At 42.9% G+C, this 17,410-nt stretch carries 16 protein-coding genes; 13 read left to right on the top strand and 3 right to left on the bottom strand.

The window, feature by feature from the left end; all coding sequences use genetic code 11:
* The first annotated feature begins 128 nt into the window (after window positions 1-128).
* The 5 genes from PGQ38_RS01145 (at window position 129) to PGQ38_RS01125 (ending at window position 7,168) form a co-directional block, all read left to right on the top strand.
* Window positions 129-1,061 (top strand): aldo/keto reductase, encoded by a 933-nt coding sequence (locus tag PGQ38_RS01145; protein WP_173769134.1) that lies wholly within the window; start codon window positions 129-131, stop codon window positions 1,059-1,061.
* Between the two features lie 152 nt (window positions 1,062-1,213).
* Window positions 1,214-3,271 carry a beta-galactosidase gene (locus PGQ38_RS01140; RefSeq protein ID WP_270430572.1) on the top strand — a complete coding sequence of 686 codons (2,058 nt, stop codon included), beginning with the start codon at window positions 1,214-1,216 and terminating at the stop codon, window positions 3,269-3,271.
* A 275-nt stretch (window positions 3,272-3,546) separates the two neighbouring features.
* A complete protein-coding gene (locus tag PGQ38_RS01135; RefSeq protein WP_270430571.1) occupies window positions 3,547-4,674 on the top strand; it encodes a linear amide C-N hydrolase in 1,128 nt (375 codons plus the stop codon).
* A 406-nt stretch (window positions 4,675-5,080) separates the two neighbouring features.
* Window positions 5,081-6,487: a YfcC family protein gene (locus tag PGQ38_RS01130; RefSeq protein WP_118577704.1), complete on the top strand. Its 1,407-nt coding sequence runs from the start codon at window positions 5,081-5,083 to the stop codon at window positions 6,485-6,487.
* Between the two features lie 114 nt (window positions 6,488-6,601).
* A complete protein-coding gene (locus tag PGQ38_RS01125; RefSeq protein WP_173716470.1) occupies window positions 6,602-7,168 on the top strand; it encodes a M15 family metallopeptidase in 567 nt (188 codons plus the stop codon).
* Here the strand turns inward: PGQ38_RS01125 and PGQ38_RS01120 are convergent.
* Complete coding sequence (locus tag PGQ38_RS01120) at window positions 7,165-8,382, bottom strand: HAMP domain-containing sensor histidine kinase (protein WP_270430569.1); 1,218 nt, start codon at window positions 8,380-8,382, stop codon at window positions 7,165-7,167. The two genes, PGQ38_RS01125 and PGQ38_RS01120, sit on opposite strands and share 4 nt — an antisense overlap.
* Complete coding sequence (locus tag PGQ38_RS01115; protein ID WP_204454676.1) at window positions 8,379-9,053, bottom strand: response regulator transcription factor; 675 nt, start codon at window positions 9,051-9,053, stop codon at window positions 8,379-8,381. The genes PGQ38_RS01120 and PGQ38_RS01115 overlap by 4 nt, the downstream gene beginning before the upstream one ends.
* 174 nt (window positions 9,054-9,227) lie before the next feature.
* Here PGQ38_RS01115 and PGQ38_RS01110 point away from each other — a divergent pair, with 174 nt between their 5' ends.
* The 3 genes from PGQ38_RS01110 to PGQ38_RS01100 are packed head-to-tail and all read left to right on the top strand — an operon-like array spanning window position 9,228 to window position 11,529.
* A complete protein-coding gene (locus tag PGQ38_RS01110) occupies window positions 9,228-10,496 on the top strand; it encodes a TlpA family protein disulfide reductase (RefSeq protein ID WP_187565313.1) in 1,269 nt (422 codons plus the stop codon).
* Between the two features lie 21 nt (window positions 10,497-10,517).
* Window positions 10,518-10,679, top strand: a complete 162-nt coding sequence (locus PGQ38_RS01105; protein ID WP_148461398.1) for a CD1871A family CXXC motif-containing protein — start codon at window positions 10,518-10,520, stop codon at window positions 10,677-10,679.
* 7 nt (window positions 10,680-10,686) lie between these two features.
* Window positions 10,687-11,529: a 4Fe-4S binding protein gene (locus tag PGQ38_RS01100; protein WP_118577806.1), complete on the top strand. Its 843-nt coding sequence runs from the start codon at window positions 10,687-10,689 to the stop codon at window positions 11,527-11,529.
* 128 nt (window positions 11,530-11,657) lie between these two features.
* Here the strand turns inward: PGQ38_RS01100 and PGQ38_RS01095 are convergent, their stop codons facing one another.
* On the bottom strand, window positions 11,658-12,614 hold the full coding sequence (locus PGQ38_RS01095) for an L-lactate dehydrogenase (protein WP_195589602.1): 957 nt from the start codon (window positions 12,612-12,614) through the stop codon (window positions 11,658-11,660).
* 228 nt (window positions 12,615-12,842) lie between these two features.
* Here PGQ38_RS01095 and PGQ38_RS01090 point away from each other — a divergent pair, with 228 nt between their 5' ends.
* The 5 genes from PGQ38_RS01090 (at window position 12,843) to PGQ38_RS01070 (ending at window position 17,372) form a co-directional block, all read left to right on the top strand.
* Window positions 12,843-13,262: a Fur family transcriptional regulator gene (locus tag PGQ38_RS01090; RefSeq protein WP_173716476.1), complete on the top strand. Its 420-nt coding sequence runs from the start codon at window positions 12,843-12,845 to the stop codon at window positions 13,260-13,262.
* 11 nt (window positions 13,263-13,273) lie between these two features.
* Window positions 13,274-14,347, top strand: coding sequence for a metal ABC transporter substrate-binding protein (locus PGQ38_RS01085; RefSeq protein WP_204454674.1), 1,074 nt, complete (start codon window positions 13,274-13,276; stop codon window positions 14,345-14,347).
* Window positions 14,344-15,057: a metal ABC transporter ATP-binding protein gene (locus PGQ38_RS01080; protein WP_118577697.1), complete on the top strand. Its 714-nt coding sequence runs from the start codon at window positions 14,344-14,346 to the stop codon at window positions 15,055-15,057. The genes PGQ38_RS01085 and PGQ38_RS01080 overlap by 4 nt, the downstream gene beginning before the upstream one ends.
* The gene (locus PGQ38_RS01075) at window positions 15,054-15,899 is read left to right on the top strand and encodes a metal ABC transporter permease (protein ID WP_204454672.1); all 846 of its coding nucleotides are present in this window, start codon (window positions 15,054-15,056) and stop codon (window positions 15,897-15,899) included. Before PGQ38_RS01080 ends, PGQ38_RS01075 begins: the two co-directional genes overlap by 4 nt.
* Window positions 15,900-16,337: 438 nt before the next feature.
* Entirely contained in the window at window positions 16,338-17,372 is a 1,035-nt protein-coding gene (locus tag PGQ38_RS01070; RefSeq protein WP_195991983.1) for a hypothetical protein, read from the top strand.
* Window positions 17,373-17,410 lie beyond the last annotated feature (38 nt).

Below are 17,410 nucleotides of genomic sequence, written 5' to 3'. Positions count from 1 at the left end.
GCGGAATCTTGCAAGGCTATTAACAGTGTGATAAACTAAAGCGTGTCTGAAAAAGGCTTTCTGCAAAATAAGATATAATATTGCGGTTTCTGGACAAGAAGCTGTTTGGTACAAGAGGAGAAAATCGTATGCAGTATATTGAATTTGGAAAAGATAAAGATAAGGTATCTGAAATTGTTATGGGATTGATGAGGATTTCAGAGATGTCCACTGGTGAGGTCTTGGATTTGATTGAGACTGGTCTTGAAGAGGGGATTAATTTTCTGGATCTTGCAGACATTTATGGTGGCGGAAAATCAGAAGAAGTGATAGGAAAAGTGTTTACAGAGAATCCTTCTTTGCGTACTGAATTTTTTATTCAGTCAAAATGCGGAATCCGTTGTGATCCGGATTTTACCTATTTCGATTTTTCCAGAGATTATATTTTGGAGGCTGTAGATGGAATTCTGTCCAGACTTCATACAGATCATCTGGATAGCCTGCTTCTTCACAGACCAGATGCGCTTATGGAACCAGATGAAATTGCAGAGGCTTTTGACCGCCTTTATAAAGCTGGAAAAGTACGGAATTTTGGGGTTAGCAACATGACGCCTATGATGATGGAAATGCTAAACAGGGAAATACAGTTCCCAATTTGTGCAAACCAGATTCAGCTTAGCTGTGCCGTTACCCAGGTTTTTGACGCTGGTTTTCACATGGATATGCAGTGTGATAAGGGAATCATGCGAGATGGCGGTGGAGTACTGGAATACTGCCGTATGAAAAAGATTCCGGTTCAGGCATGGTCTTCTCTTCAGTATGGATATTTTCAGGGAACTTTTCTTGGATCTGATAATTATCGGGAATTGAACACTGTGCTCAACAGAATTGCTTCTGAAAAGGTGGTCACTCCTATGGCTGTTGCCCTTGCCTGGATTCTCCGCTACCCTGGAGCAACTCAGGCTGTAATCGGCACTACAAAATCGACTCGTGTTCGTGAAGCAGCAAAAGCAACGGAAGTTAGGTTGAGTAAAAAAGAGTGGTACGAGATATATCTGGCTGCTGGAAATGATTTGCCCTGATGAAGTAAGTCAAGTGGATATTCCAGGTTCCGCTTCGCTACTTGCTCATATAATAATTGAAATCAATCAAAAAAGGGAGATGCGAAAAAACTCAATCGAGTTTTTTCACATCGCCTTTGTTTCAAAAGAAATGAATTAAAAAGGAGCAGAATATGAGAAAACCACAAAATTTTCAATGGAAAGAAATGACCATGGGAACCTGTTATTATCCGGAGCATTGGAGTAGAGAACTGTGGCAGGATGATTTACAGAGAATGAAGGCGGCAGGGATTACCGTGATCCGTGTAGCAGAGTTTGCCTGGAACAAAGTGGAGCCGGAAGAGGGCGTTTTTACCTTTGATTTCTGGGATGAATTTATGGAGTTATGTAAACAGGAAGAAATGCAGGTGATTTTTGGAACACCTACAGCTACACCGCCGGCATGGCTTACGGAAAAATACCCGGAAGTTTTAAATTGCCGTCAAGATGGAGTTCCATATCGTCATGGAGCCAGAAGACATTACAATTACAATTCACCAAAATATAGAGAATTATCTGCAAGGATCGTAGAAAAGCTGGCGCAGCATTACGGCAAACATCCGGCAATTGTGGGATGGCAGATTGACAATGAACTGAATTGTGAGGTGGATGAATTTTATTCAGAGGCAGATTCTGTTGCCTTTCGTAATTTTGTGAAAGAAAAGTATAAAACTCTGGATAACCTCAACGAAGCATGGGGAACTGCTTTCTGGAATCAGACCTATACAGACTGGGAGCAGATTTATGTTCCGCGACCGGTGTTAAATAATGGTTGCAATCCACATCTCAGGCTGGATTATTACCGTTTTATTTCAGAAAGTACAATTTCTTTCTGTAAAATGCAGGCAGAAATAATCTCGAAATATAAGAAAGACGGAGACTATATCACCACAAATGGTATGTTCTGGAATCTGGATAATCACAAGATGGCAGAGGAATGCCTGGATGTTTATACATATGATTCCTATCCAAGTTTTGCATTTGGGTTGAACAGAGATCTGAAGACCGCGAAAGACCTGAATGACCGTCATTGGAGTAAAAATCTAACGGAAGTACGTTCCATATGTCCTCATTTTGGTATTATGGAACAGCAGTCTGGGGCAGGTGGATGGACTACAAGAATGGAAGGTCCGGCACCAAGACCTGGTCAGCTTACACTTTGGGCAATGCAGAGTGTAGCCCATGGCGCAGATTATATTTCTTTTTTCAGGTGGAGAACCTGTACTTTTAGTACAGAAATGTACTGGCATGGAATTTTGGATTATGACAATCGGGATAACCGTAAGCTGGCAGAGGTAAAAGACTTTTATAATAAATTAAAGTGTCTGGATGAAGTTTGCGGAGCGGATTATACAGCTGCATTTGGAGTATTAAAAGACTACGACAATATGTGGGATACGAATGTGGATGTATGGCATAAAAGGGTGGAAGCGCAGAGCTCAGAAGAAATCTTCATTGCTTCTGAAATTTATCACACCCCATATAATACATTATATCTGAACGAGGATACAGATATAAAGGAATTGCAGAAATATCCGGTGCTCATCTATGCACATCCTGTTATTATGACGGGAAAAAGAGCTGCTTTACTTAAAGAATATGTAGCAAATGGCGGAATCCTGATCATAGGCTGCCGTTCCGGATATAAGCAGGAAAATGGCAAATGTGTTATGCTTCCGCTGCCCGGACTTTTGCAGAAAATTACTGGTTCAGATGTGAGAGATTTTACATTCACAAGTCCAGCAGAGCCGTCTGTCACCGCCAACTGGGACGGTCAGACGATTGACATGCCAATATTTAACGACATTATGGAGCCTGTAGAGGAGGGAGAAACTCTGGCTTTCTACGACAATAGCTATTACGCAGGAAAACCAGCCGTAATCAGAAAGAATACAGGAAAGGGATATGCAATTCATTTTGGCAGTACTTTTTCCAGAGAAAGCATGAAGGTGCTGTTAGAATACACAGGAATTCTGGAACCATTCCAGGCTATGCTTGAAGCTCCACAGGAGGTGGAAGTCATTCAGCGTGTGAAAGGAAATAAGAAATACTTCTTTGTCCTGAACTATATGGGTTCAGAACAAAAAATTGTGCTGAAAAAGCAGATGCGGTCCTTATATGATAATGTAATTGCAAATGGTGAAATCTGCATGAAACCGTATGAGACAATAGTTTATGAAGTTTTGGAATGAAACAGGAAAATGTTTTTGAAAATATGAAATTAAATAAATCAGAAATAGTTAAACGAAGAGTCGGAGAAATCCGGCTCTTTGTTGTTTATAAGGTAGTGAGCCAAATTCATAGAACGCGTTTGATTTCAGTTTTTAAACGCGTCATGGTTAGGGGTTAGGTTATGAATAAAACAGGTTAATTCAACAGAAAAACAAGTTATATCCAATAATTGTCTTGCATACCTATTATTTAATCCAGTATAATGATTATATAAAAAATATTACAGGAGGGGGGTATGCAGATGAGGACACAATCGAAGAATCATAAGATAATCCGTACGGTTTTACTGGTGATTCTTTTGCTTCTGATAGTGGCTGCGGGTGGTTTTATTTCAGTGTATGAGGGTCGCTTTCAAACCATAAGCAGTATTCAGAAAGTGACAGATTACGACGAGTATAATCTGTATCGCATGGATGTGAAATATGATTATGATCTGGATCGGCTGATCGAATACGGCATAACAGATAACCAGAGTTTTGTTGATGCCATTGTGAAAGAGGCACTTCCTATCTTGCCAGTACATATTAAAGCACCGGATTTTGGCTGCAGTGCTTTTACCCTGCAGGAAGCAGACGGAAATGTGCTGATGGGCAGAAACTATGATTTCAAACGGGATACTTCTGCAATGCTGGTTTACTGTGAACCGGAGGATGGTTACAAATCCGTGGCTTTCGCAGCATTGGATAATATCTCAGCAAATACTCCGGATGCGAGTATGAAGAAAAAGCTTGCCACATTAACAGCACCATTTATCTGCCTGGATGGCATGAATGAAAAAGGGGTATCTATTGCAGTTCTTACTTTGGACAGCGAACCGGTTCACCAGAATACAGGCAAGCCGGTGATCGGAACTACGCTTGTGATCCGTTTGATTCTGGACCGTGCGGCAACTACAGAAGAAGCCGTAGAGCTTCTGAATCAGTATGACATGTTTGCTACAAGCGGCAGAGATTATCATTTTTATATCACAGATGCTTCCGGTGATGGCAGAGTAGTGGAGTATGACTGTGAAAGTGAAACCAGAGAATTGGTTGCCACACCAATTCGTTCCATCACGAATTTCTTTGGACTCTATAAGGATAAAGTCCTTCCGAATCAGAAGAATGGCATTTACGGTCACGGAAAAGAGCGGTATGACAAAATGGAAGCTATTTTTGACTATGAGGAAGTTTACAACAGTGATGTTGCATGGGAGGCTTTGAAGGCCGCATCACAGGAGCCGTCCGAGGAGGAAGTTACCAGTAATACCCAGTGGTCTATTGTTTATGATGATACCAATCTCACCGCAGAGATTGCCCTTCGGAGAAACTGGGATGATGTGATCGGGTATAATCTGAAGGATAACACGATTACATTAAAATAATAACATAGAGCTTGTTTCAAACATAATCCGGTAGTCTTAAAGGAAGAGAAAGACACGTGAACCAGAAGTTCAATATAAGGTTTTAAATGCCTCGTCAAAGGGAAGCTTCATCATTTCCCCGGCGGGGCATTTTGATTATTTGAAATACTAATCTTGTTACAGTGTTGACTGGAATGTTAGTGAAATTTGTCTATAAATTTGAAACAATATGTCAACTTAGTCTGAAAAATAACGCTTTAACACGTTAATTTTGATTGACTCCATAGTATATGCAGTGTATTATGAATTTATAATTGCTGTTTGCGGAGTGGATAAATGTATGGGGTATGCATAAGAAAAAAGTGTAAAACTCTTCAGGCAAAGCGAATAGTTTTTATAATCCATCTATCTAAAGGGGGAGTCATTTATGACGGGAAAGAGAAAAAGAAAACTGGCAATGCCAGACACCCTGATCATCGTAGCATCCGTTGTACTTCTGGTGGCGATTCTTTCATGGATCATTCCATCCGGAACCTACGATTATCAGGAAATGAACATCAATGGAAGAATTCGAAACGTAGCCATTGATGGAACTTATCACACAATTGATAAATCCGAAGTTACCACAACCGGATTCCTTGGATTTTTCAGTGTACTGTATCGAGGCTGCGTGGAGGCTGCTGATGTAATCTTCATGATCCTCTGCTGCTGCGGAACTTTCGGTGTTGTGGTGAAAACAGGTGCTTTCCATGCAGGAATCGGAACCATTTTAAAGAAACTGAAGGGAAAAGAAATTCTGCTTGTTCCAATCATTATGATGATCTTCGGACTGGGCGGTTCTGTGTTTGGTATGGCAAGTGAATTCTACGGATTTTATCCATTGATCGTAGGTCTGGGAGTTGCTCTTGGATATGATGCAATGTTCGGATTTGCCATTATTGCAGTTGGAGAGTTTGTTGGATTTATGGGTGCGACACTGAATCCATATTCTGTAGGAATTGCCCAGACAATTTCAGGTGTAGAGCTTTATTCCGGAACCGGATACCGTGCGATCTGCTTCGTGATCTTCATGGCAATTTCCATTATCTATGTAATGGTTTACGGGCGGAAAATTAAGAAAAATCCAGGTGCATCCGTTGTATTTGGTGAAAAAAACATTCATGCCTTTGACAGAGATGAGTTAAATGAATACAGCTTTACCTTAAAAGATGGTCTGGTTCTTCTGGATGTTCTTGTAGTGCTGGTTGTTCTTATGCTGGGTCTGATCAAATGGGGATGGGATTTCCCGCAGCTTTGTGGCTTGTTCCTTCTTATGTCCATGATTGCTGCAGCAATCTGTAAGTGGTCTCCGAATAAATGGTGCAGTGAGTTTATTGACAGCGCAAAGACTGCAATGTGGGGATGTATCCTTACTGGTATTGCGAAGGCTATCACAGTTGTTATGCAAGATGCGCAGATTATGGATACGGTTATCTACGGTTTGTCAAACGTACTGAAAAATGCGCCTCATGCAGTTTCTGCACAGGTAATGCTTGTAGTACAGACTCTGATCAACTTCTTCATACCATCTGCAACAGGTCAGGCTTCTGCAACCATGCCAATCATGGCACAGCTGGCAGATATTATTGGTGTGAGCAGACAGACAGCAGTTCTTGCATTCCAGTTTGGCGACGGACTTTCCAATATTTTCTGGCCGACGGCAGATATCGTTATCATCTGTGGCCTGGGTGGAATTTCCTTGCAGAAATGGTATAAGTGGTTTACGCCGCTGTTTCTGATCTTGTTTGTGACACAGGCGATTTTGCTGGGAATTGCAACTGGAATTGGGTTCTAGAGCCTTTTTCAAACACGCTCCGGAACTTCAAGGAAAAGCTTCAAGAACATTAATTGTTTGATAACCAGTGAACTTTAAAAACATAAAGGTAACTGTTCTGAAAAGGTAAGTCTAATGGAAAGAAAAGGAAATTTAATTAAACTTACGGACCTGTCTTCCGATTTCATCATCGACCTGAAATATGCCACGCCGGATAATTTCACTGGCGTGCAGGTGTACCAGTCAGCGGATTGCTGGCTGGATGAGCACACAGCGCAGATCCTGATAAAAGCCAAAGAAATTTTCGAAAAGGATGGTTATCGGGTAAAGATATGGGACGCCTACCGCCCTATCCGTGCCCAGAAGCGTTTTTGGGAAATTATGCCAAACGACGACTTCATCGCCCGTCCGCCCGACATGACGAAGATCAAAAAATTCCGTCCTACACATATGAACGGAATGTGCGTTGACGTCACCTTAACTGACAAAGAGGGCAATGAAATCGAAATGCCATCTTCGTTTGACGCTATGGATGAACGCGCTTCACTGAATTATTCCGGTCATTCCGAAACCGGAAGAAGAAACGGCGAGTATTTGAAACAAGTAATGGAGTCCGTAGGCTTCCAGGCATATGAATGTGAATGGTGGCATTTTTATGATGTATCTACAGATCCGGCGCCGTTTTCGGATTATGAAATTTAATTTTTTAAACTACTAACGGGCAGCATAAGTGCGATTATGCTGCCTTTTTCATTACTTTCTAATACTTTCACTGAGCCACCGTGTTCCCGGGCAATGGAGTCAACCAGCGCCAGCCCCAGTCCGGCACCTCCCATGGCCCGGCTGCGGGACTTGTCTACACGGAAAAAAGGATCAAAGATTTTTTTCTGATTTTCAGGTGAAATGCCGATGCCAGTGTCTTTTACCAGGATCATAGCCTGACCGTTTTTCTCCTTCACCGAAACTGTGACAGAGCCATTGGGACGGTTGTATTTAATGGCATTTTCCACAAGATTGTAGACTGCACGATAAAGAAGTACATAGCTGCCGGTGATATTGCGAATATTGTTATTAAGTGCAGATGCATCAGGCGTGTGGACATCAGTATGCCAATCCTGACTGGCGCTGTCATCAAAATGAATTGAAATCCCTGCTTTTTCTGCAACTGGGTCCAGATCGCAGAAAACTTCATCAACAAGCTCTTCCAGTGTAACCTGATCTGTTCGTGGAACAGATTTCAGATTCGTCATGTCAAGAAGGGTTCCCACCAGCTGGGAAAGCCTTGCTGTCTGTTCTTTAATCATGGTGAAAAGCTGTCGGTATTCAACCATTTCCGGTTCCTGCTTTTTCTCAAAAACTTCCAGGTTGGTCTGCAATACTGCAAGTGGTGTCCGCAGCTCATGAGCTGCATTTGCAGAAAACTGTTTCTGTGTACTAAAGGCATTGTCCAGCCTGGCCAGCATTTCATTGAAAGAGCTAGTCAGCTGTGCAATTTCATCCTTTGAATTGGGAACTGCCAGCTGGGTGGAAAGGTTCTGCGCCTGGATCTGACTGACTTCACTGGTTAGCTTCTGCAGCGGCGTAAGGGTCTTTTTTGTAAGAAAATAAGTACACACGCTGGAAAGAAGAATAATGATCGTGGTGGCAATAACACTTCGGAGAAGAAAATCCTCCTTGGTTTCCTGAATTTCCTGTTCAAACTGAGGAAAAAGAGCTTTGGGATCTACATTAAAGGTAATGGGTGAATCTCCATCCTGTGGATCCACCTTGATCATATAATTCTGCAATCCGTCCATTCCCGATACGGCAGAATGGCTGATGAAGAAGTACATAAGAACACAGGAGACAATCATCAGTAAGGACAGCAATAAAGTGAGTTTCAGCTGAAGTGAGGTGTGGAAACGTTTTTTTGTCATCTGTATTCCTCCAATATATAGCCCTGGCCAATTTTATTCTGAATAGGGTCAAATCCAATTGCAGCCTTTAGTTTTTTTCTCAGAGATGAAATGTGCACACGGATGGAATTGCTGAAGGTATTTACACTTCCATCCCAAATATGTTCAATCATTTCTTCCGGTGAAATCACCCGGTTCTGATGGAGCAGGAAATATTCCAGAAGGCTGCTTTCTTTTCTGGTAAGGGAAAGCGGCACTCCATTTACAGAAGCTTCTCTTGTTCTGGTATCAAAGGTAAGCTGATTCCATTTCAGGCATACATCCTCCTGAACAAATTTCCGCCGGGTAAGGCTTCGGATTCTGGCTTCCAGCTCCTGGAAGTGAAAGGGTTTGGTAAGATAATCATTGGCGCCCAGATCCAGACCGTTTACTTTATCTTCAATCTGATCCCGGGCAGACAGGATCAGAACCGGGGTATTCGTATTGTGTTCCCGGAACTGGCGGAGAATTTCCAGCCCGTCCATGCCGGGAAGATTCAGATCCAGCAGAATCAGGTCATAATTTTCTGTCATACACAGGCAAAGCCCTTCGTCTCCATCGAAACAGATATCTGTTTCATAACCATCTATGCGAAGTCCCTCCGCAACAGAGCGGCAGAGCTGTTCTTCGTCTTCTATAATTAAAATGTGCATAGCTGCTCCTTTCGTAATATGATTTTGCGCAGATCAGATACTCGCAAAAAAGAGAGTATTTATAATTTAAATATTATCATATTTTGAAAAAAATAAAAATCTTAACACAGATTTTATAGGAAAGATGTTAAAATACGTTCAGACAAATAAAAAACGCTGAAAGGAAAATTAAAAATGATGAATAAAAAAAGACTTATGGCAATTCTGGCAGCAGGAGTTCTGACAGCAACATCTTTCAATCCGGCTATGATTAAGGCTGAAAGCGTATCCGCAGAAGAAGCTGGCATGGCAGTTCCGGCAGATGCAGCAGGCATGAGCGCACCTGCGGATGCAGCTGGCGCAGCAGTTTCTGCAGATGAGGCCGGTGCGGCAGTATCAGCAGACGAAGCAGGCGCAGTGGTAGCAGGTGACAGTTCTGAGACAGCTGTTTTCTCTGAAGATGGCACACCTGTGAAAAAAACAGTAAAAGCAGCAGATATTAATATGAAGGTGCAGGATTCCTACGATTTCCCATTCCTTGGCTTAAAGGCAGTCCTTCCGGAAGAACTGAAGAAACAGATCGAAAACTCCGATATGCTTATGATCACAGAGGAAGAATGGAATGATGACAGTACTGGCTTCAAGTATGCCTTTTTCCACTGGAATAAGCTTACTGAGGAACAGAAAAACGAAGATGTAAACCTTCTTGGAACCGGCTATGAGGATTGGCTTAAGAGCATCGAAAGAGTTGGTACACTTGGTGTTTACAGCAAGGATGTGATCGATGATCTGGATTCCATCACAGGCTGTAACGAGCACAAAGAGCTGGGAACAAGCGAGGATGGAAATTATAAGTACTATCTCAGCATTAATAAAGATGCAGAGTCTGACCTGACAGACGAGATCAAAAAAATTGAGACTACGATCACAGAAATGACAGCTTTTGATCCAAGCAAATCTGTATTTGATATGCCTGCAGAAAATGCCAACCCGGATGCAGGAAATGTAGGCGCATTTGAGACAACGGATATTGATGGAAATGCCTATACAGAAAAAGTATTCAGTGACTATGACCTGACTCTTGTAAACTGCTTTACAACCTGGTGCTCTCCGTGTGTAAATGAAATGCCAGACCTTGACAAGCTTTATCAGGAGATGAAGGAAAAGGGTGTGGGCGTAGTTGGAATGGTTATTGATTCTGTAGGCGAGGACGGAACTACAGATGAAGATACTGTGAAAAAAGCGCAGATTCTCAAGGAAAAAACAGGAGTTACCTATCCTCTTCTGATTCCGGATGCAGGAAACATGAATGGACGTATCAGCGGTCTCAGCAGCTTCCCGGAATCCTTCTTTGTAGATAAAGATGGAAACATTGTAGGAGATCCGATCATGGGCAGCAGAAATCTGGAAGACTGGAAAACAGCTGTAGAGGATGCACTGGAAAAAATTAATTCCGAAAAATAAAAAGTGGTTAGGGAATGTAGGATGAAAAATTATATAAATAAAATCACTCAGTCCAAATGGACAGGAATCGCCCTTGCAGCGGTGGGGATTCTGATGATGGCCTTTGGTATTTACCGGGGTGAAATGGAAGTTGTTTTTACAAAAGCTGTAAATATCTGTATGGAGTGTATTGGAATTGGATGATAAGAAAATGAACATAAAAAACTGGCCCAGACATACCATACAGGCACTCTGGGCGGCACTTACAAATTCCCATATATCCGGATTTGTAACTGGAAAAATATATACAGGAAAGCTGAAAAATGCCTGTGTTCCGGGACTGAACTGCTATTCATGTCCTGGGGCAGCAGGAGCCTGTCCCATTGGTTCCTTACAGGCTGTGGTTGGAAGCTGGAACTTTAAATTTGCCTACTACGTAATCGGATTTCTGATTTTTGTAGGTGCGATCCTGGGAAGGCTGGTGTGTGGTTTTCTCTGTCCGTTTGGACTGATCCAGGATCTGCTGAATAAGATTCCTTTTCCAAAGAAAATTCGTACTTTCAAAGGAGACAAACTTCTTCGAAAGCTGAAATACGTGATTTTTCTGGTGTTTGTAATTCTGCTTCCCCTGTTTCTCACAGATATAATGGGCCAGGGAGCACCCTATTTCTGTAAGCTGATCTGTCCGGCCGGAACTTTGGAGGGCGGATTGCCGCTGGTACTTTTGAACAAGGCTATGCGCGGTGCCATTGGCTGGCTGTACATATGGAAAAATACAATTCTGATCGTGACAATTGTTCTTTCCATTATTATTTACAGACCATTTTGCCGTTATATTTGTCCGCTTGGCGCATTTTATTCCGTATTCAATAAGGTTTCCATTTACCGCTACCGTGTAGATATGGAAAAATGCGTTCACTGTGGAAAATGTGCAAAGGCTTGCCAGATGGTGGTCAACCCTGTGGAAAACCCCAACAGTCCGGAATGTATCCGTTGCGGACGGTGTAAGCAGGCATGTCCGGTACACGCCATTGCAAGTGGGTGCAAGAGATAACAGGAATGTTTTTACCATTTTTATGGGGATTAACTTTATGTATGCTTTATAAGTAAAAAAGCTTACTGCGATTTAGACATTGAAAAAATAAATGTCTAAGTTGTAGTAAGCTTTTATTATTTATGGTGTCAGGAAATACTCTCGATTACATTACGGAGATACTCGTAGCAGATCTTAAGATTTTTCGCACCCTCTTTATCCAGCGGAATCTGCAGTGTGCGTTCCACGCCATTTCGTGAAATAACGCATGGAAGGCTCATTGCGATTCCTTCTAATCCGTATTCCCCTTCCAGAACAACGGAAGCCGGTACAACGGCACGTTCATTTCGCATAATGGCTCCTACAAGACGGCAGACGCTGAGGGCGATGCCGGAGCTTGTGTAGCCCTTCAATTCTACAATGTCCAGACCGCTGACCTTCACCTCGTGAAGCAGCTTTTCACAGTCAACAGGCTCTTTCAGACCAAACTGTTTCTGAAAATCATGGAAAGGAATTCCTACAATATTAACCGCATTCCATGGAATAAAGCTTGTGCCGCCGTGTTCGCCCAGAACGAATCCGGTGACATTTTTTGCATCTACACCGCACAGGTCGGCAAGCATTTTATTGAAGCGGGCGGTGTCCAGAAGAGTACCGGTACCGATCAGAAGATTTCGGGGATAGTTGAATTCCTTCTGTGCAATATAAGTAAGAATGTCCATTGGATTTGAAACATTGATAATAATGGCAGAACGGGTGTAAGTGGTGATCTGTGTCATGATCTCCTTCATCACCTGTACATTGGTCTGCAGTAGCACCATGCGGTCACGGGAGTTACCTGGCTGAATGCTGGGACCTGCGGTGTTGATGATAATTTGGGCGTCTTTACAGTCCTCGTAGGTACCCACCCGGATGTTTGCGTTGGCACTGTATGCAAAGGCGGTGGTGTGGCTGGCATCCAGTACGACTCCCAATGCTTTTTTTTCATTTCTGTTTATGACAACGATCTCATCTGCAAGATTCATTCGCAGAAGAGAGTCCAGAATTGCAGATCCCACATGACCTGCGCCGATCAGAACAATTTTTCCATAACTTATATTTTCCATGATGTCAGGCTCCTTTAGAAACGTAAACTTTCATATATAGTGATGTCACCGATAGACGACATGTCTGTTTTGTGAATAAGAATAGCACTTGTGTGCTGCAGAAACAAGAGAATTTTTGATTGCACTGTAAAAAATACGGAATGATAAAAATGAAAACGATTTTCATATTGACTTTGAAAAAGAATCTGCTATAATATGAAAATGATTTTCAAATTGGAGGCGCGGGAAATGAGCGAAAAAGCACAATATCGTACCAGACAGATTACAGAGCTGGAGAATTATCTGTGCTCTATGGAAGGAAAACATGTTACAGTCAGCGATATATGTAAATACTTTAAAAGTCAGGGGATTTCTATCGGAACCACAACGGTGTACCGCCAGCTTGACCGGATGGTGGAGCAGGGCCTGGTTGCCAAATATGTGGTAGACGGCACCAGCAGTGCATGCTTCGAGTATCTGGGACATGATGAGCATTGTCATAAACATATATGCTTTCATTGCAAATGCGAGAAGTGTGGAAAGGTGATTCATCTGGAATGCGGGGAAATGACACATCTGGGCGAGCATATGCTGGCAGACCATGGATTTCAGTGGGATTTTACCAGGACGGTGTTTTATGGAATTTGTGAGGAGTGTAGAGGAAAATAATGAGGTTGAACATGCACAAATTAAAAAATAAATTCAAAAGGCTATTCATGTCAGCTGCCACAATAGGTACTGCCTGCCTTCTTGCAGGCTGCGGTGCAGGTGCGGCAGCAGGAACTGACAATTCCAGTGTAACAGAAAGCCAGAGCGGGGTAAATGGCAGCGAACAGGAAAATGCCAGCTCAGATAGTCAGAAGCTTCAGATTGTAGCCACTATTTTTCCAGAATACGACTGGGTAAAGGAAATCCTGGGTGACCAGGCTGATAATGTGGATCTTACCCTGCTTTTGGGTAACGGAACAGACATGCATAGTTTCCAGCCTACCATGGAAGATATTTTGAAAGTATCCACCTGTGACCTGTTTATTTATGTAGGCGGTGAGTCTGATTCCTGGGTTGCCGATGCATTGAAGGGCGCCGGAAACCCAGACCGAAAAGCAATCAACCTGATGGACGTGTTGGGAGACCAGGTGAAGGAGGAAGAGATTGTAGAGGGGATGCAGGATGAAGATGGTCACACTCACGAAGAAGAGCATACCCACGATGATGATCTGGAATACGATGAGCATGTCTGGCTGTCTTTGAAAAATGCGTCTCTGTTCTGCGACACCATTGCCAGTAGTCTTGCTGATGCTGATCCGGAGCATTCCCGGCTTTATCAGCAGAACGCCGAGGATTACGAAGAAAAACTGGCAGCTCTCGATCAGGAATACCAGACATCAGTGGAGAAATCCCAGTCAAAAACCCTGCTTTTTGCAGATCGTTTTCCGTTCCGCTATTTAATTGACGACTACAATCTTACTTACTACGCTGCATTTGCCGGCTGTTCCGCAGAAACAGATGCCAGCTTCGAGACCATCACATTTCTGGCTGGCAAGCTGGATGCGCTGAACCTTCCGGCTGTTCTCACCATCGAGAATTCCGATCAGAAAGTAGCGAAAGCAGTAATTGAAAATACAAACACTAAGGATCAGAAGATTTTGACATTAAATTCCATGCAGTCCGTAACAACAAAGGATGTGGAAGAGGGAACCACATACCTTTCCATCATGGAAAATAATCTCCAGATTCTGAAGGAGGCATTATGAGTCTGATTACTTGCGAGAACCTTACATTGGGATATGAAGGAAAAGCGATTTTGTCCGGGCTGAATTTCAGCGTAAATTCCGGTGATTACCTTTGTATCGTAGGAGAAAACGGCTCTGGGAAATCCACACTGATGAAAACCCTTCTTCATCTTCAGAGCCCTATGAGCGGCAGTATCATTCTGGGAGACGATTTAAAAATCAACGAGATTGGCTACCTGCCACAGCAGACTGCACTTCAGAGAGACTTCCCTGCTTCGGTAGACGAAATTGTGATGTCCGGTTTCCTGGGAAGAATGGGACTTCGTCCTTTTTACAATAAAGCAGAGAAAAAAGAAGCCCGTGAATTGATGGAGAAAACCAGGATTACGGATCTGGCTGACCGTTGTTATCGACAATTGTCCGGCGGGCAGCAGCAGAGAGTGCTTCTGACCAGAGCTCTCTGCGCCACAAGGAAAATCCTCCTTCTGGATGAGCCTGTTTCTGGCCTGGATCCGGTTGCAACTGCGGATATGTACCAGATTATCAACGAATTAAATAAAGAAGACCGAGTAACCATCATCATGATTTCTCACGATATCAGTGAAGTAGCAACTTATGCAAGTCATGTGCTGCATATTGGGCAGAAGGTTTTCTTCGGAACAAAAGAGGAATATCTGGAAAGCAAGATTGGAAAGAGGCTTGTGGATGCTGGAGAGGAGGGAAAAGCATGAGCGGAATTTTTGAAAAACTGGTATTTTATTTCCAGTATCCATTTGTGTGGTATGCTTTGATCGTAGGCGTGCTTATTGCACTTTGCTCCTCTCTTCTGGGGGTAACGCTGGTGCTGAAGCGATTTTCCTTTATTGGGGACGGACTGTCCCATGTGGCATTCGGAGCTATGGCTATTGCATCGGTGCTGAATTTCAGCAACAATATGCTGTTTGTCATGCCGGTAACTGTGATCTGTGCGGTGCTGCTTCTTCGTACAGGACAGAGTACGAAGATCAAAGGAGATGCGGCAATCGCTATGATTTCGGTTGGAGCCCTGGCAGTTGGCTATCTGCTGATGAATGTTTTTTCCACAGGCGCTAATATTTCCGGAGATGTGTGCAGCAGCCTGTTTGGTTCTACGTCAATCCTGACCCTGACCACATCTGAGGTGTGGCTGTGTGTAGTGGTGTCTGTTATTGTTGTGGCACTGTTTACAGTATTTTATCATAAGATATTTGCGGTTACCTTTGATGAAAATTTTGCAAAAGCTACTGGAACCAGGACAGATATGTACAATCTTCTGATTGCGGTGATCACAGCAGTGATCATTGTACTGGCTATGAATCTGGTGGGGTCCCTGCTGATCTCAGCTTTGATCATTTTCCCGGCACTGTCGGCAATGAGAATCTATAAACGATTCAGCGCAGTAATTATCTGTTCGGCGATTTTATCTGTGTTGTGTGCATTTCTTGGAATTATTGTTTCCATCCTGGGCGGAACGCCGGTAGGGTCTACTATTGTGGCTGTAGATATTGCGGCGTTTCTGGTGACAAGCCTGGTTGGGAAGCTTTTAGAGAGATAGAATATGGTATAGAGCGGTAGAGCGTGTCTGAAAAATCTGACAAGTTAATATGGCAGTTACTTAATATTCGATGTATAGGGCGTTCTTGTAAGTGGTTCAGCTTGCAGGGGACGCCTTTTTTATGTAATAGGAAATTCTGTTGGAATTGCCTATTACATCAAAAGCCTTACTGAGCAGGAACGCACTGCGGCGGAAGGGTAGCTGTCGCTCGAGGCGACCCTCCGCAGGCAGAGAATCCTGCAAGCAGGATTCTTTTTATATGGGCAATGAGAAAAATACTAACCAGAGTATAGTGCTTTTTCCTGGGTAAATTTCTTATAATATAGTTACAGCAGAATGATACAGTTGTAGAAAAAATTTCTGGTTACTGTTTTGTATCTGGCTGCAAAGTTAAAACTATATTTTTCAGAAAAATTATATGATCCAGGGAGGGTGCTTATGAAAAGAAAAATAATTGCTGCAATATTTACCGGAATGTTAACCGCCGCATTGTTTCCTGCTATTGCCCATGCAGAAATCGAAAATCCGGAGGACTATATGGGCATCTGGTATGCCAATTATGTAATATATTCCGACGAAAGCAGCGAACGCCACAATGTAGCGGAATATTTGAACCAATACTTGGAAATGAGGCTGATGGAAGACGGAAGTGCTTACATGGAAATGTCCTACAATAGTGAGGAGTCAGACTCGGCAGAAATTCTGAAGGTCTCATGGAAGCTGGAGGGCGGGAAAATACTTGTTTCCCTGGAGGAAGGAGACATTTATCTTGATACAGTGGACGGAGAGTTTGTGGGGAGCTTAGATGAGGATACCCAGGTGATTTTTGGACGTGAACTGGTGCAGACAGGAGAAGCTCAGAGCCTGGATCATCTGGACGATCTGGAAGATAGTGAAAAAGCTAAGATTCCAAAGGAGAATCCCTACATTTATCATCCGGAAACAGACAATCCGGAGGAGATCATTGCCCGCTATCTTGGGGCTGCGAATTTGGAAAAAGGTTATGAAGTTTCCGTGGATGAAGACAATGGAACCTTTACAGCTCATTGGGCAGGAGATGAATATTATGATCCCAGGGACTATGTTGGAAGCTACAGAATAACGGATGATAACTATATCAACATTTGCTGGAGAGAGGCCACCAGTGAGTATGGCGATAAATGCTATGGTGCGGTTCTGGTAGACCGCTGGAACCAGTTTACGATAAATGAGGATCTTGGAAATCTGGCCGAAGTTATGACAGCCATGGCAAACGACATAAACAGCGGACGTGTTTTCACAGCTTACAGGACGGAAATCACAGAAGGCTCTGAAAACCAGGGGGCTGTGAAATTTATAGATGAGGATTACGAAGTTTCCTATAGCTACCAGATTATTCCGGGTGCAGATCCTATGGTGACACTTACCAGGTATGATTCGGAATATGATTATGAACAGGTGTATACAAATTATCAGCTGAGGGAAATGCTGTAGGAAAATAGAAAAATTGGAAAATGTGAAATTAGCACTCA

This window comes from Blautia faecis (genome assembly GCF_027662325.1).
GTDB classification, from domain to species: domain Bacteria; phylum Bacillota; class Clostridia; order Lachnospirales; family Lachnospiraceae; genus Blautia_A; species Blautia_A faecis.
This window is presented reverse-complemented; position numbering and strand designations above follow the sequence as displayed.

Excerpts from the sequence above, each read along its gene's own strand:
- PGQ38_RS01145 (WP_173769134.1), top strand. The coding sequence starts at position 129 with ATGCAGTATATTGAATTTGGAAAAGATAAAGATAAGGTATCTGAAATT.
- PGQ38_RS01140 (WP_270430572.1), top strand. The coding sequence starts at position 1,214 with ATGAGAAAACCACAAAATTTTCAATGGAAAGAAATGACCATGGGAACC.
- PGQ38_RS01135 (WP_270430571.1), top strand. The coding sequence starts at position 3,547 with ATGCAGATGAGGACACAATCGAAGAATCATAAGATAATCCGTACGGTT.
- PGQ38_RS01130 (WP_118577704.1), top strand. The coding sequence starts at position 5,081 with ATGACGGGAAAGAGAAAAAGAAAACTGGCAATGCCAGACACCCTGATC.
- PGQ38_RS01125 (WP_173716470.1), top strand. The coding sequence starts at position 6,602 with ATGGAAAGAAAAGGAAATTTAATTAAACTTACGGACCTGTCTTCCGAT.
- PGQ38_RS01120 (WP_270430569.1), bottom strand. The coding sequence starts at position 8,382 with ATGACAAAAAAACGTTTCCACACCTCACTTCAGCTGAAACTCACTTTA.
- PGQ38_RS01115 (WP_204454676.1), bottom strand. The coding sequence starts at position 9,053 with ATGCACATTTTAATTATAGAAGACGAAGAACAGCTCTGCCGCTCTGTT.
- PGQ38_RS01110 (WP_187565313.1), top strand. The coding sequence starts at position 9,228 with ATGATGAATAAAAAAAGACTTATGGCAATTCTGGCAGCAGGAGTTCTG.
- PGQ38_RS01105 (WP_148461398.1), top strand. The coding sequence starts at position 10,518 with ATGAAAAATTATATAAATAAAATCACTCAGTCCAAATGGACAGGAATC.
- PGQ38_RS01100 (WP_118577806.1), top strand. The coding sequence starts at position 10,687 with ATGAACATAAAAAACTGGCCCAGACATACCATACAGGCACTCTGGGCG.
- PGQ38_RS01095 (WP_195589602.1), bottom strand. The coding sequence starts at position 12,614 with ATGGAAAATATAAGTTATGGAAAAATTGTTCTGATCGGCGCAGGTCAT.
- PGQ38_RS01090 (WP_173716476.1), top strand. The coding sequence starts at position 12,843 with ATGAGCGAAAAAGCACAATATCGTACCAGACAGATTACAGAGCTGGAG.
- PGQ38_RS01085 (WP_204454674.1), top strand. The coding sequence starts at position 13,274 with ATGCACAAATTAAAAAATAAATTCAAAAGGCTATTCATGTCAGCTGCC.
- PGQ38_RS01080 (WP_118577697.1), top strand. The coding sequence starts at position 14,344 with ATGAGTCTGATTACTTGCGAGAACCTTACATTGGGATATGAAGGAAAA.
- PGQ38_RS01075 (WP_204454672.1), top strand. The coding sequence starts at position 15,054 with ATGAGCGGAATTTTTGAAAAACTGGTATTTTATTTCCAGTATCCATTT.
- PGQ38_RS01070 (WP_195991983.1), top strand. The coding sequence starts at position 16,338 with ATGAAAAGAAAAATAATTGCTGCAATATTTACCGGAATGTTAACCGCC.